This window comes from Photobacterium sp. SP02 (genome assembly GCF_038519165.1).
GTDB classification, from domain to species: Bacteria; Pseudomonadota; Gammaproteobacteria; order Enterobacterales; family Vibrionaceae; genus Photobacterium; species Photobacterium halotolerans.
Genome location: NZ_JASJOJ010000006.1, coordinates 21,225 through 34,796, shown reverse-complemented (window position 1 = coordinate 34,796; position 13,572 = coordinate 21,225). Strand labels below are relative to the sequence as shown.

The window sequence follows — 13,572 nt, the reverse complement described above, 5'->3', positions numbered from 1 at the left end:
CTCTGTTAATTTAATTGGCTATAAATTCTCGGATCAGCGCATCGGTTTCCAGCAGCGGCAAGCCGACAACTGCATGGTAACTTCCTTCGATACGGGCAATGAATTTCCCGCCAATCCCCTGAATGGCATAACTGCCGGCTTTGTCTTTGGGTTCACCGCTTTGCCAGTAGTCCTGAATGTCCTGGCTGGTCAGAGACCGGAACCAGACATCCGTCACAACCAGCTCTGTACGCTGACGCGCTTGCGTAGCGACAGTGACAGCCGTCATCACCTGATGGCTTCGTCCGGATAATAACATGAGCATCTCACAGCTGTGCGCGAAATCCCTCGGCTTTTCAAGAATCTGCCCGTCTACTACCACTATAGTGTCTGAACCGAGTACCGGCGTCTGGCCGTCAGTTACCCTCACCCCGGCCATGGCTTTGTCCAGCGACAGCCGCTGAACATAGGCTTCCGGGGTTTCTCCAGCCTGATGCTGTTCTTCGACGTCGAGCGACAGGATATCGAAAGTGTAACCGAGTTGAGAGAGCAGTTCTTTGCGACGGGGTGAACCGGATGCCAGATACAGTGTTGTCATCTTGATCTTACCTAGAAAGACGATAGCACCGGGGCTTGTCATGCGAGCCGTATCACACAGTGCTATCCGAAGGGGACTGACGTCCCCTATCGTATTGAGAACTTACGGCGAATGCGCCGCAAAAACAGGAACAACCACGGCCAGAGGAGGAAGTTGAGTAACACGGCCCACAACCGGGTGGGATCAAATTCAATTTCGACCACCAGGTATTCTGCCCAGAACTCCACCAGCTTGCCGGCCAGCGACAGCAAAGCGACTATCATGGCCTGCTGCCATAAGGATAAATTGCGCATCACCTGAAAGTTCAGGGCCACTATGTAGCACAGCACTGACATGGTCAGGCCGCGAATGCCCAGAGTGGAACCCAGCAGCAGATCCCAGATCAGTCCCAGTATCAATGCCGTGCCGACATTGACCCGGTGTGGCAACGCCAGCACCCAGTAAAACGCCACTAACATGACCCAGGACGGGCGGAAGGCTTCCAGCTGTCCGGGCCAGGGAGCGGCCTGCAAAATCAGCGCAACCACAAACGACAACCAGATCAGCACAATGCCATTGGCTCGACTATCAACCATTGACCGGATCTCCTGTGGTGACGGTATGCCTTTCTCTGTCTGTCGGCCAGACCAGCAGTAAATAGCGCAAGCGGTCAAACTGCACCGTTGGCAAGGCTTTGATTTGCGCAAACGGGCGCTTATTATCGAACGAAAACTCTGTCACCCTGCCGACCGGGTATCCTTCCGGATAGCGGCCACCCAGACCTGAGGTCACCAGTAAGTCGCCCACTTTGATATCGGTACTGCTGGGTACGTGTTCGAGCTGGATCTGATCCTGCTCGCCACTGCCTGAGGCAATTACCCGGATATCGTTGCGCACCACCTGCACCGGAATCGCATGGGTGGGATCAATCAGCAGCAGGACACGGCTGTTATGGGCACCGACATAGGAAATCTGGCCCACGATACCTTTGTCATTGATCACCGGCTGGCCTTCATACACGCCATCGACACGGCCTTTATCTATCATGACCTGATGGCTGTAAGGGTCGGAGTCGACAGCCATCACCTCTGCCACCATTTTACGTTCGTCACGCACAAACGGTGATCCCAGCAGCTCACGAAGACGCTGGTTTTCCTGCTGCAATTGGTCAAGCAACAGCACGTCGCTTTGCAGTACCAGAAGGTCGCGCTTAAGCGCTTTGTTTTCTGCCAGTAATCGCTGATGAGAACTCAGCTGACTGAAAAGGCCATCCAGAATTTCGCGCGGAAGGTTCGCCGCGTATTGCAAAGGGGCAACCGCAGAGTTAAGGACATACCGGACCTGGGCGAAAGCATCAAGACGGCTGTCGGCCAGCATAAGGCCGGCCGACAGTAACATGGCAAGAAACAGGCGCAATTGCAGAGAAGGGCCTCTGCCAAAGATAGGTTTCATGTAACACTATGACCTGTTTGGATGTTTGCCGGGGTAGACATTACTCTTCGCTGAATAAATCGCCACCGTGCATGTCGATCATTTCCAGCGCTTTACCGCCACCGCGCGCCACACAGGTCAGCGGATCTTCAGCAACCACCACAGGGATACCGGTTTCTTCGGTCAGTAAACGGTCCAGATCACGCAGCAGTGCACCACCGCCTGTCAGCACCATACCGCGCTCTGAGATATCCGAAGCCAGTTCCGGCGGACACTGTTCCAGTGCCACCATCACAGCAGACACAATACCTGTCAGCGGCTCTTGCAGGGCTTCTAGAATCTCATTGGAATTCAGGGTAAAGCTGCGTGGCACACCTTCAGCCAGGTTACGGCCGCGCACTTCAATTTCGCGCACTTCATCACCCGGATACGCAGAGCCTATCTCGTGTTTGATGCGCTCAGCGGTTGCTTCACCAATCAGGCTGCCGTAGTTACGGCGAACATAATTGATAATCGCTTCATCGAAACGGTCACCACCGATACGTACGGAAGAGGAATACACCACGCCATTCAGAGAGATAACGGCAACTTCAGTTGTACCACCACCGATATCGATCACCATGGAGCCTGTCGCTTCAGACACCGGCAGACCGGCACCAATGGCCGCCGCCATAGGTTCATCAATCAGGTACACTTCACGGGCACCGGCACCTTGTGCCGATTCACGGATAGCACGACGCTCAACCTGAGTAGAACCACAAGGCACAGCCACCAGCACACGTGGGCTTGGGCGCAGTACACTGTTATCGTGAACTTGCTTGATAAAATGCTGCAGCATTTTCTCTGTGACATAAAAATCTGCAATCACGCCGTCTTTCATCGGGCGGATAGCAGCGATATTACCAGGCGTACGCCCCAGCATTTGTTTTGCTTCGTGGCCAACGGCCGCGACACTTTTAGTGGCACCCGCACGATCCTGGCGAATGGCGACCACTGAAGGTTCATCAAGTACGATACCCTGCCCTTTGACATAAATCAGGGTATTGGCAGTACCCAGGTCAATGGACAGGTCATTGGAAAACATGCCACGAAGTTTTTTAAACATAGTTTTCGGCTAATCCTGCAAGCTCAAATTTCGTAAAAATTGCGCCTAAATGTATCAAGTGGCAGGTAGCGAGACAAGATAAGCTTTGTCAAACCTGCCACAGATCCTCATTTTTAGGGATTGTTACGCTTTCGTGTGTGCTTTTGCTTCGAATTGTGCTCTGCCCGCTCATTACCATGCCCCTGAGACATACCAGACAAATATGAAGTAAGTAGAGCATAAAGCCATGCTGTATCCGTTCAGACTGACTTGGCCGTCACCGTTCCGGTTCCGCATAGTAACGCCAGCTTTCGACGAACTGGTATCGGCTAACTGGTCTCGACGAACCGGTACCGGCTAATTGATACCGATGAACTGGTTCATATTCCTTTCACCGCGGTAAATCACCCTGTCATTGCCACGGTAAACCCCAAAAGTCACCAGCGCTGAGGGATTTTCGTCACCCTGACCCCGCCAGTTGTACAGCAACCAGGACTGGGATTCGCTGCCGGCATGGGTGCCGGATCCTGAGTCAGTGACAGGATTCTCGCCTGTGATGGCAGCAGGCATGTCGGCCACCAGTTTTTGCCAGAAGCGTACCTGTTCACTGGACACGCCCTCAGTGGCATAAAGATCGCCCGACGTCGAGCGCCCATCCTGCACCTTGATATCACCAACAGATGCGGTGATCGCATTCGTGGTCGGATTCGTGATGCCCTGTTTGAAATACAGTTGGCCATTGAATACCGAGTTGTTATCGTCGTCATTGGTGACGAACTGGCCTGCATTCCAGTACTCCAACAGCACAGGAATATTGATTTTTTCACCTTGCCGGCCCACAGCATCTTCCAGCCGCATCCGGCCGTAACGGGCGTGAATATCACCAACCAGCGCGGCGGCGGTTTCCGGCGTGGCGCCGTCCTGCTCATAGACACTCAGCGGTTTAGCTGAAAAATCGCTGCAACCCCGGGTCGCGCAATCATGTCGAGATTCGACAACCAGACCAAAATCCACCGGGTACGGGCCGTCGGGTTCGGTCACGTTGACGCTGCTAACCACACGTAGCAATGCCAGCGTATCGGTCGTGATCGTTTGGAGCGCTTTATCCCAGTTTTGATAGCTCAGTCGCTCGGACAACCGGCTGGTCAGGTTGTTCGCTTCGCTTCCTGCCGCCCCCGCATTCACGGCGCGTAACTGCAGCGATTCTTGATAATCGTCGGCAAAATAGCCGTAGTTTTGGGTTAACTCGCCCTGTCTGTTTTTCGCCTCGACGGTGGCAGACAAGGAGAATGGCTGTCCCATATAGGTAAAGTTGCCGTAAGCATCACTGACCACACTTTCTTTGATCGAGAAATATGCCGGATAGAAGCGTCCCAGCTGTCCGACACCCTGCTCCACTGTCATGCCGAGATAATCGGCATCGGCCTGAAGCCACAGACTGCCGACTTCGCTCCAGCTCAGATCGCCAATAGTCCAGCCCGCAGCCGCTTCTGAGCGTGTAAATTCGTGGTACAGCGTGCCTTCCAGCTTACCCGCAGATACGCCATCGCCCGTTGGCGAAGCCGGTTTATCGGGGATAGAAAGTTGAACTGGTGCCGCCCCCCCTGAAACCGAATAATAATTCGGTGTTGTTAATTGATTGCACCAGGCTGAGGTGGTGGTCCGGATATCATTGATATCATCACCGCTTTGATCCGCCACCACGGCATCTTCCGTCCAGATCACAGGTTTAAAGGTGACTGAGAATTTGTCACCCGCCGCCGCAAAGCCCGGTCCGCCGCTGGCGGTGCCGGAGAAATCTACTTCATCTTCGCTAATGTCACAGAGTGCAAACGTATAAGGTCGGGACAGCAATACCGCTTTGCCGTTTAAGCCGGACCAGTCCCCCTGATGATCGTCGCAGTCCGTTGCTCCGGCCGGACAATCTTCCGGCTGCCACTCGTTATCAACCAGCTCCACACTGATTTCGCCCGCGTCGTTATACTGCACAGGTACTGTCGCCCGGCCCTTGGTAAAACTCAGCGTTGCCGTTACATTGCTGGCCTCAGTCACTGCCTGCCCATTGATCAACAGCGGACGCGTCCCTGTATTCGGCCGGATATAATCCAGGCCGCTAAAGCGCAGCGATTTGGTTTCACTGTCGGCCTTGCCATAATCTTCAATGACCTCACATTGAGCACCATTTGAGGCAACGGCTTCAATCAATAACGAATCCGGTTTACCGGCAATCAGCTCTTTCGCAGTCCCGCCGTTAATGCGAAAACCGTACGGCGCAAAACGATAAGGGCCGGCATCAGCAGTCAGTAATTGATTACCCGGTGTCAGAACCGAGGCCGCAACCTGAATATCACCGACCAAATGACTTTGCAGATACAAAGTCACTGCCCCGCCATTAATAGGAATAGCAGATGAGCTGGCCTCACAGCTGCCGTTTTCGGATGCCGCCCAGCACACCTCACCGTTTGATGTGGAGGCCGGTGACACATTCAGGTTCCCCACAAAAGAGGTATCTATGGTCCCGTTTTTCAGCACAGTGAAATCGACCGGGATACGCTCGCAGGTCAGGCCATAGGCGGTACTCGGAGAAATCACCAGTTCGTAGTTGTCGTTGGGGGTCACATCCTCACAAACCCCCTCCGCAGAGACATTACTGGTTTTGCTCATGAAGACATTTTTCGCGATCACAGCCCCCGTTATGGTTGCAGGAATCTGAGATAGATCGCTGTTCCAGCTAAAATCGGAATCCAACGTGACGTTATTTTCGGAATAAACCAGTCCGTTAAAAGATGCCAAGCCTGTAATATGAATGCTCGCATCACCGCCAACCCCTGCAAGTAAAAAGTCTTCAGGGATGCCGTTATGATTAATAAGCGCCTGATTATTGATTTGAAGTCGATTAACATACAGTTTTACTTTCGCGCCAGTGACAACATCAAGCACAGCCGAACCGTTTAGAGTCAGTTGTTTTATCCAATAAGTACCACTGCTGAAACGTATCACTGTCTGACTACTTCCGGCTTCCATTCCTCCATAATTACCCGGAGCGATATCATGCACTTGATTGTCATAATAAGATTTGTATCCATTCCCGGGATCGGGTTCAGGGAATGAATCAGGCATAGGAATCGGGTCGACAATCAGGTTAGGGTCAATCTGACATTTCCAGCTTTGCCCCTTTGCCGTGCATGAATGGTCAGACAAACCACTGCCATCATTAATGGCTGCAAATCCCAATTTAAAATCTGCCTTATTACCCCGGATAAAAGCATTATTGTAAATATCAATTCTTCCAGACGATGAATGCGATTGTACTGGTGCACCAAAATATTCACACACTGGGTTTGAGGGTTCAGGTAACTCAGGTGCAGCCTCATCAAGCGTACAGGACATTTCCTGAACGGCCGTCCCTTGGACCTGAATCGGGACGCTTTTTATTGATGATAAGTCCGCAGACGTAGTGCTTATTTTGCGCCAAATGACGGGCTTAGTGCCTGCTTCATAAAGATAATAAGTCAGCATCCCCTGTTTATTGCCTGTTTGCTCATACGCCAACCAAATGTAGTAATCACCACCCGCAACTGTTTTCGTGTCTTTGATGATCGAATTTATTGTGGGGTCATTACTCCAGAGCGCCAGTTCACGTGTTCCATTCTTTTTCGCGCCATAAATAGTTTCTTTTAATTGCGCGTTTTCAATTTGGTAAGCGACATTAAATCGGCTGTCTGTTCGAAGTTCACTGCATTGCTCACCAGAAGCCCAGGCATACTGAAATGAAAACAATAACCATAAAATGATTAGCCGCCAGACTTTACTCATGCTCCAAATCCTTCGCCCAAAGTTCCTGAGTTCGAGTCACAGCATGAGGACCGCTGCCGCAACTGGCGGTACTTACCAGCATGTAAGTGTTTACTGACCCGGCATGTGAGGATTGGCAGGTGGTGGCTGCGCGGCAGCCGTTGATCCCGGCAGGTGCGAAGGTGTAAGCCGTACCGGTGTCAGGATGGTGGCGATTGCAGATATCGACCGCGGGATCACTGGCTGTGCCAGCCAGCGGAAAAAGCTGCCTCATCATGTCTTCATTGGCGGAATGGGCGGTAAACCAGGCGCGGGTCGACAGTACTTCGCGGGTGGTGATGTCCTGGCCGGAACCCGCCACCCGCAACATGGCGGCTGCCATGGCGGCCATGACAACGATAACGAAAATGGCGACGATCAGCGCGCTGCCCTGTTGCTTTGAATGCCGTCGGCTATAAGACATTGATCACCTGCACGCTCTGGCTGTAGTCCGACGATTCTTGACTGACAGGATCGCTAAAGGTCAGCGCAAGATGAATCAGACCATTGCTGTTCAGGCCGGCCCCTGACACAGCGACATTGAAATGGCTGAGCGTATTGGTCAGCGTATAGCCGGTACCATTATTTACCCGCCGTACCAGACTATCGCCAACCTGGCAAAAAGCCACCTGGTCGGAAAACAGATACAGGCGCTGTCCCGGTGAGCGATCGCCCAGCCACTGGGACAATTGCAGACTGGCCGTGGGATCTGCCGCGGTCGGGGTTTTCGTCAGCGCTCCAACGACTATGCTTGCGTCTTCATCAGCCTGATAATCACTGGCACTGACAAATCCGACAGCCGCGCGGTTGCCGTTAACACCACTGTTCCATAAAGCAATTTGCTGTGAGTCAGGCGGCACCAGCACCTCAAGCACAAGATCTACAGGATCTACAGGATCAGGCTCATTCAGGTAAGCGGCGGTTAACAGCACAGGATAAAACGACAGACACCCGCTGCTAAAACTGACGCTGTTTGGCGCCGCATGGCGAATTTCCCGGGTAAGACGCTCAATCACAAAGCGCGCCTCAGATTGTAAACGTTCTCTATCTATAGTGTCGGAATAGCCCCGGGCGCCCAGTTGCAAGTAGGCACCGATGCCCAGCGAAATAAATGCCAGAATCACCAGTGCCATGATCATTTCTATCAGGGTGAATCCTTTGGACGGCCGCATCAGTAGTTACTCCTGAACGCAGTGAACGGGTAGTCACCGTAGCGGCTGGTCCTGACCAGCACATCAATGCGTTTCTGGCTGCTGACAGCCGTTGCGGCACCATTGAAAGCGTTGTTTTCATAGCGCACACTGATTTCAAGATAAATATTGCGGTAATCGCTCTGCTCAGCAGCAGACACTGTAACGAGATCCTGCAATGCCCCGCGGCGAGGCAGGCTGCTGCCGTTGCACTGTGTCACACTGCCCCAGCAACCGATAAAGTCATCCACGTCATCGGCAGCGCCGACATTCAGTAAACCGCTGTTAACTTCGCCAGCATCCGCGCCCAGATTGTCCGGCGCGCTGCACACATACACCTCTTCTCCGCAACGGATCACGCTGTCGTTAAAGGGATCCGAAGCTTCATCAAATTTGCGCGATAACACCTCATTCAGCACGCCCTGGCCGATGGCCGCGGCTCTGGCCTGATAATGCGGTACGGCGGACTGTTCAGCCTGAGGAAATAAAAAGCTGGTCAGCGTCACCATAGCAATCGCCATAATGACAATGGCGATAATGCCTTCAATCAGGGTAAAGCCCTGTTGTTGGCGATAGGTTTTCTGATAGCAAATTTTCGAACGGCAGGGCTTACGGGCAGGCATGGATATAACCCTCCCGGTTGATACAGATTGAGGCGCTCTGGACGTTACGCGAGACAAAGGTTATCTGACACTCTGTAGTACAAAGCGGTGTCTTGTTCCCGCTGCCATCCTGCTGATAGGGGCGTCCCAGTAAATCGAACCGCACCTCGCCCGGCAGATCGCCGGTCACCGTAATATCGTCGTCGGCTTCAGTGATAGCACGGCCAGAGAAAGTGGTGTCGGCGCAGGCGGGCGGGCCAAAATAATCCGATGCCACCAGTAAAGACAGGCAGGGATTCAGATCGCCCTGATCATTGATATTGCTCATCGCTCGCAATTGAATCTGACGAGCCAGACTGATGGCCTGATCGCGGGCCAGGTAAGCATCAAAACTGCTGCGGCCAATCAAACGTGACGCGGCCGTCACACTGAGGATCCCCAGCAGTATGATCACCAAAATCAGTTCAATTAACGTAAAGCCACGTTGTCGGCCAGCGCTCAAATGGCGAGCCATGCATTCACCCAAAACGCCCTGTCAAAGAAAGAAAAGGGGCAGGAGTCCGCCCCTCTGAAAGCCTAAATACTTTTATGATTCAGATTTGATTTGTATTAGTCAACTTCGCAACCATCACCATCAACAACTTCGGCCGTTGCTGGGGTATTGGCGTCAGTCGCTTCGGTATACAGAACATAACATCCTTGCGTTTCACGGCCTTCAAACGTATAGATAATCTGAGTATCCGTCAAAGCCTCTTCCGGTACATCGCTGGTATCTGCCGAAGTAATCGCAGTCCAGTCACCCGATTCAAACGCGGCACCAATGCCATTGGCCGCTGCTGTTGGATAACCGAAAATGGCCTGCACACCATCGACATCCACTGCTTCGTCACTAGTTTCATTACCACGCACTGCAGCCTTACCGTAAACAATGCCTGACGCACCTACAATTGCGCCTCGCAGGCCCTGCAGTGCAGAGTTACGTGCATCATCCTGCAGGTTCAAAAAGCGCGGCGCGGCGGTCACAGCCAGAATGCCGAGAATCACGATTACCACTACCAATTCAATCAGGGTAAAACCACCTTGACGTTTCATAACTGACTCCTAAATATTGCGATCAATGTTAATATCAACCCGACCCAAAGCCGGTATGTAAGTAAAATAATGGCCGGCTGTTATGGCTTTCTTACCGGTCCAAAAATCACTGGCCGAAGCCAGCTGGTAATAACGACAAAACCGGTTACCACTGGTTGCACCGACTTCGACGAAATACTGATATTGCCCAGAGCCCGCCTCACTCGCATCAGTGGTTGACGGCGGTGGGTTTTGTAACAGGTTGTCCATTAACGCCAGGCAATCCTGCTCGGATAATTGTTCCAGTTGCGAACTTCCCTGTCCCTGCAGCGCGAAAGGATATCCCTCTCTGCCGCCTGTTTTTGCTGCGGTCAGGTTAAACAGGGTGCCGTCGTAATTGACCCAGTGTCGGTGCTGGGTGCCTGGCTTGCCATCGGCTTCCCATTGCGCACGGGCAGACAATACCGCGGTCGAAAAGCTCCCCGCCATGCCCTGAAGGGCGGCCGCTTTGGCCTCGTCGGCAATATCGATATAACGGGGTACCACCACAACGGCCAGAATACTGACCACCACCACTACAATGACCAGTTCGATCAACGATAAGCCGGTTTGCCTGTTCGGATACTGAGTCATAACCTGCCAAAAACATGACGAACGGGCGTCAAAATGATGTAAGTGGTCATTCTCGCATTATCATAAAAAAATACCAGTGGAAATAATCGGGTTATTGCACATTTTCCTAATATTTACGGTGGTTTAGACTCAGCATATAAAGCATTTAAATGACAAAAATATCACTAAAAAACGTTATTCTCGTACTGAGTGCTAACTCATCAGCCTGCATTAAGCCCCGCGCGCGACATCAAGTAAATTCCACATCGGCAGGAATATTCCCAGCGCCAGAATCAGCACCATGCCGGCGACAACCGCCAATAAAAACGGCTCGATTCTGGCGGTCAGTGTTTTCAGATCGTAATCCACTTCGCGGTCATAAAAATCCGAGACTTCGTGTAACAGTTCATCGACCTGACCAGTTTCTTCACCGACCGCAATCATCTGCAACACCAGTGGGGTAAAAATGCCGCTTTGACTGGCTGTTTGCGTAATACTGCTGCCGCCTTCAATGCCGTTTTTCATTTCGACCAGGCGATTTTCCAGAAAGCGGTTTTCAAGCGCTTCCGCCGATAACTGGATCGCCTGATTCAGGGGCACACCGGCACGAATCATCAGCGCAAAGGTCCGGGCAAAGCGTGACAGCTGGGCCCGGTTAATGATATCGCCCACAACCGGCACTTTCAGGCGCCAGTAGTCCCATTTTTCCTGGCCTTCCGGGGTGCGCTGCCAGGCTTTCAGACCAATCCAGCTCACCACACAGCCGCCAAGCAGCAAGGGCCAGTAGCTCAGCATAAAATCAGAGGTGCCGATTAAAATACGGGTAGGCAATGGCAGTTCGACGCCAAACCGGCTGAACATGGCGGCAAATTGCGGGATCACTTTGGTATTGAGCACTATCATTGCCAGCAAAATCGCACTGAGCACAAAAGACGGGTAACGCATGGCCGATTTGATCCGGCGCCGGGTTTCCAGTTCCTGTTCGTAATACTGCGCCAGTTGCAGCAGGGCATCTTCCAGGCGGCCGGTATTCTCCCCCACATGGATCATCGACACGAACAGCTCGGAAAACACCCTGGGATGCATTTTCATCGCCTGCGACAATGCACGGCCGTTGGTCAGCTCCACCGTCACGGCATCAATGGTCGATTGCAGCAACGGGTGGCTGGTACTCTGCTCCAGCCCTTTCATGGCCCGCAGCAGCGGCACACCGGCTTTGGTCAGGCTGTACAGCTGGCGACACAGGATCACCATAGCTTCCAGCGGCACATTGCGCTGCAACAGGCCGCTGAGGGTCAGCGAACTGTCACTCCGGCCACGGCGGATATCCACAGGAATAATTCCCTGGCGCATCAGCTGATCGGCGGCGGCCTCCGCGGTTGGCGCGTCGAGCTTGCCTTTCTTCAGTTGCCCCTGGCTGCCCCGTCCCCGGTAATCAAACGTCGGCATCAGCGGGGCTCCGTGGACGCCGGTACGGTGTCAAATTCCGGCATCAGGTAATCCCCTTCGCTCAGCTGCAGCACTTCTTCCAGGCTGGTGCGCCCTGCCAGCGCGAGCGCCATGGCGGATTCAATCAGCGGCTGGTAGCCCTCGGAAGCGCGTGCCAGCTGCGCAAACCCCATTGCATCATTGGCGCGCAGGGCATCCATCATTGCCGGGGTCATTTCCAGTAATTCAAACACACCGATACGGCCTTTATAGCCGGTCAGGTTACAGCTCTGACAGCCTCTGCCCTGGCTGAATGTCTGGTCGGCCGAGGACGGAAAACAGGCCTTGAGCCACTGCAGCTCGGCAGCATCCGGCGTCACCTCATGGCTGCAGTCCTGACAGATCCGGCGGACCAGGCGCTGAGCCAGCACCGCCCGCACCGCACTGGCCACCAGATAACCGGGCGCTGCCATGTCCATCATCCTCAGGGCGCTGTCTACCGCATCATTGGTATGCAGTGTCGACAGCACCAGGTGGCCGGTGAGCGCAGAACGCAGACCAATTTCCACCGTTTCCTGATCCCGCATTTCCCCGACCAGAATAATATCCGGATCCTGACGCAGAAAAGTCCGCAGTATGCCGGAAAACGTCAGGCCAATTTTGGTATTCACCTGCACCTGATTCACCCGCGGCAGCCGGTATTCCACCGGATCTTCGGCTGTGATCAGCTTTTTGCCGGGTTTGTTCAGCTCGCTCAGTGCGCCATAAAGGGTGGTCGTTTTACCCGAGCCGGTCGGCCCGGTGACCAAAATCATGCCGTGAGGGCGTTTTAGCTGACGGCGGAAGCGGGCAAGAATATCGGCCGGCATGCCAATCTCATCCAAACTCAAAATACCGGCAGACTGATCCAGCAGACGCATGACGACAGATTCACCGTACTGCACCGGCATGGTAGAGACACGCACATCCACAGAGTGGCCGCGCACCGTCACATTAAAGCGGCCATCCTGCGGCAAGCGTTTTTCAGAAATATCCAGTCCGCTCATCAGTTTAAGGCGCAGCACCAAAGCAGAGGCAATGGCAGATTCGTTCAGCAGGGTTTCATGGAGCACGCCATCGATACGCTGACGAATCCGCAGTACGCTGGCATCGGGTTCAATATGGATATCCGAGGCACCCACCTGAATGGCATCTTCGAACAGGGAATTGATCAGCTTGACGACTGTCACTTCCTCGTTATCGTAATTATCGACACTGAAGCTGAAATCGCTGTTCGCCTGATGCTCGGCATGCAGCTGCTCGGCAAAAGAGGCAATTTCCTTGGTACGACGATAATAACGGTCAAACGAGGCAATCAGCTGGTGTTCCGGGGCAATCACCAGCTCAACCCGGAACTGATGCAGCTGGTTCAGCACCGCTTCCTGGGCCGCCAGGTCGGCCGGATCGCTCATGGCCACCCGTACTGTGTCACCCCGGTGGCTGATCACCAGCGCCCTCAGACGACGGGCATGCACTTCCGGTAACAGGCCAACGGCTTCACTGTCGACCGCCACCCGGTTCAGATCGATCAGCGGGATATCCAGCTGACGGGACAGGAAGGCCAGCAGTTGCTGCTCGCCCAAAAACCCCATGCTGATCAGGGTATCACCCAGTTTACGGCCGGTACTGCGTTGATGATCCAGTGCCAGATCAAGCTGCTCCTGGCGGACTATGCCTTCTTCAACCAGCAGATCGCCCAGACGTTTGCGTAACCTCAGCTGCATC

Annotated in this window: 13 protein-coding genes; all 13 read right to left on the bottom strand. The window is 53.5% G+C overall.

The window, feature by feature from the left end:
* Positions 1–10 precede the first annotated feature (10 nt).
* The 13 genes from P0Y67_RS04265 to P0Y67_RS04205 all read right to left on the bottom strand — a co-directional run bounded on the left by P0Y67_RS04265 (position 11) and on the right by P0Y67_RS04205 (position 13,571).
* Positions 11–577, bottom strand: a complete 567-nt coding sequence (locus tag P0Y67_RS04265) for a Maf family protein (protein ID WP_342390879.1) — start codon at positions 575–577, stop codon at positions 11–13.
* Positions 578–663: 86 nt separating this feature from the next.
* Positions 664–1,152 carry a rod shape-determining protein MreD gene (gene mreD, locus P0Y67_RS04260; RefSeq protein WP_342390878.1) on the bottom strand — a complete coding sequence of 163 codons (489 nt, stop codon included), beginning with the start codon at positions 1,150–1,152 and terminating at the stop codon, positions 664–666.
* A complete protein-coding gene (mreC, locus tag P0Y67_RS04255) occupies positions 1,145–2,008 on the bottom strand; it encodes a rod shape-determining protein MreC (RefSeq protein ID WP_027253727.1) in 864 nt (287 codons plus the stop codon). Before mreC ends, mreD begins: the two co-directional genes overlap by 8 nt.
* Positions 2,009–2,048: 40 nt before the next feature.
* Positions 2,049–3,092, bottom strand: coding sequence for a rod shape-determining protein MreB (mreB, locus tag P0Y67_RS04250; protein WP_027253728.1), 1,044 nt, complete (start codon positions 3,090–3,092; stop codon positions 2,049–2,051).
* A gap of 336 nt (positions 3,093–3,428) precedes the next feature.
* Complete coding sequence (locus tag P0Y67_RS04245) at positions 3,429–6,887, bottom strand: DUF6701 domain-containing protein (RefSeq protein WP_342390877.1); 3,459 nt, start codon at positions 6,885–6,887, stop codon at positions 3,429–3,431.
* The gene (locus P0Y67_RS04240) at positions 6,880–7,329 is read right to left on the bottom strand and encodes a hypothetical protein (RefSeq protein ID WP_342390876.1); all 450 of its coding nucleotides are present in this window, start codon (positions 7,327–7,329) and stop codon (positions 6,880–6,882) included. The genes P0Y67_RS04245 and P0Y67_RS04240 overlap by 8 nt, the downstream gene beginning before the upstream one ends.
* The gene (locus P0Y67_RS04235; protein WP_342390875.1) at positions 7,319–8,077 is read right to left on the bottom strand and encodes a PilW family protein; all 759 of its coding nucleotides are present in this window, start codon (positions 8,075–8,077) and stop codon (positions 7,319–7,321) included. Before P0Y67_RS04235 ends, P0Y67_RS04240 begins: the two co-directional genes overlap by 11 nt.
* Positions 8,077–8,718, bottom strand: a complete 642-nt coding sequence (locus P0Y67_RS04230) for a prepilin-type N-terminal cleavage/methylation domain-containing protein (protein WP_342390874.1) — start codon at positions 8,716–8,718, stop codon at positions 8,077–8,079. Before P0Y67_RS04230 ends, P0Y67_RS04235 begins: the two co-directional genes overlap by 1 nt.
* Positions 8,705–9,211: a prepilin-type N-terminal cleavage/methylation domain-containing protein gene (locus P0Y67_RS04225; RefSeq protein ID WP_342390873.1), complete on the bottom strand. Its 507-nt coding sequence runs from the start codon at positions 9,209–9,211 to the stop codon at positions 8,705–8,707. The genes P0Y67_RS04230 and P0Y67_RS04225 overlap by 14 nt, the downstream gene beginning before the upstream one ends.
* A 95-nt stretch (positions 9,212–9,306) precedes the next feature.
* Positions 9,307–9,789, bottom strand: coding sequence for a type II secretion system protein (locus P0Y67_RS04220; protein ID WP_342390872.1), 483 nt, complete (start codon positions 9,787–9,789; stop codon positions 9,307–9,309).
* 9 nt (positions 9,790–9,798) lie between these two features.
* Entirely contained in the window at positions 9,799–10,401 is a 603-nt protein-coding gene (locus P0Y67_RS04215; protein WP_342390871.1) for a prepilin-type N-terminal cleavage/methylation domain-containing protein, read from the bottom strand.
* 210 nt (positions 10,402–10,611) lie between these two features.
* Positions 10,612–11,829 carry a type II secretion system F family protein gene (locus P0Y67_RS04210; RefSeq protein ID WP_027253736.1) on the bottom strand — a complete coding sequence of 406 codons (1,218 nt, stop codon included), beginning with the start codon at positions 11,827–11,829 and terminating at the stop codon, positions 10,612–10,614.
* On the bottom strand, positions 11,829–13,571 hold the full coding sequence (locus tag P0Y67_RS04205; RefSeq protein ID WP_342390870.1) for a GspE/PulE family protein: 1,743 nt from the start codon (positions 13,569–13,571) through the stop codon (positions 11,829–11,831). The genes P0Y67_RS04210 and P0Y67_RS04205 overlap by 1 nt, the downstream gene beginning before the upstream one ends.
* Position 13,572 lies beyond the last annotated feature (1 nt).

What these genes read in the sequence shown, in the direction of transcription:
- mreD (WP_342390878.1), bottom strand. Translation starts at nt 1,152, where the DNA reads ATGGTTGATAGTCGAGCCAATGGCATTGTGCTGATCTGGTTGTCGTTT.
- P0Y67_RS04220 (WP_342390872.1), bottom strand. Translation starts at nt 9,789, where the DNA reads ATGAAACGTCAAGGTGGTTTTACCCTGATTGAATTGGTAGTGGTAATC.
- P0Y67_RS04235 (WP_342390875.1), bottom strand. Translation starts at nt 8,077, where the DNA reads ATGCGGCCGTCCAAAGGATTCACCCTGATAGAAATGATCATGGCACTG.
- P0Y67_RS04240 (WP_342390876.1), bottom strand. Translation starts at nt 7,329, where the DNA reads ATGTCTTATAGCCGACGGCATTCAAAGCAACAGGGCAGCGCGCTGATC.
- P0Y67_RS04225 (WP_342390873.1), bottom strand. Translation starts at nt 9,211, where the DNA reads ATGGCTCGCCATTTGAGCGCTGGCCGACAACGTGGCTTTACGTTAATT.
- P0Y67_RS04210 (WP_027253736.1), bottom strand. Translation starts at nt 11,829, where the DNA reads ATGCCGACGTTTGATTACCGGGGACGGGGCAGCCAGGGGCAACTGAAG.
- P0Y67_RS04265 (WP_342390879.1), bottom strand. Translation starts at nt 577, where the DNA reads ATGACAACACTGTATCTGGCATCCGGTTCACCCCGTCGCAAAGAACTG.
- P0Y67_RS04205 (WP_342390870.1), bottom strand. Translation starts at nt 13,571, where the DNA reads ATGCAGCTGAGGTTACGCAAACGTCTGGGCGATCTGCTGGTTGAAGAA.
- mreC (WP_027253727.1), bottom strand. Translation starts at nt 2,008, where the DNA reads ATGAAACCTATCTTTGGCAGAGGCCCTTCTCTGCAATTGCGCCTGTTT.
- P0Y67_RS04215 (WP_342390871.1), bottom strand. Translation starts at nt 10,401, where the DNA reads ATGACTCAGTATCCGAACAGGCAAACCGGCTTATCGTTGATCGAACTG.
- P0Y67_RS04245 (WP_342390877.1), bottom strand. Translation starts at nt 6,887, where the DNA reads ATGAGTAAAGTCTGGCGGCTAATCATTTTATGGTTATTGTTTTCATTT.
- P0Y67_RS04230 (WP_342390874.1), bottom strand. Translation starts at nt 8,718, where the DNA reads ATGCCTGCCCGTAAGCCCTGCCGTTCGAAAATTTGCTATCAGAAAACC.
- mreB (WP_027253728.1), bottom strand. Translation starts at nt 3,092, where the DNA reads ATGTTTAAAAAACTTCGTGGCATGTTTTCCAATGACCTGTCCATTGAC.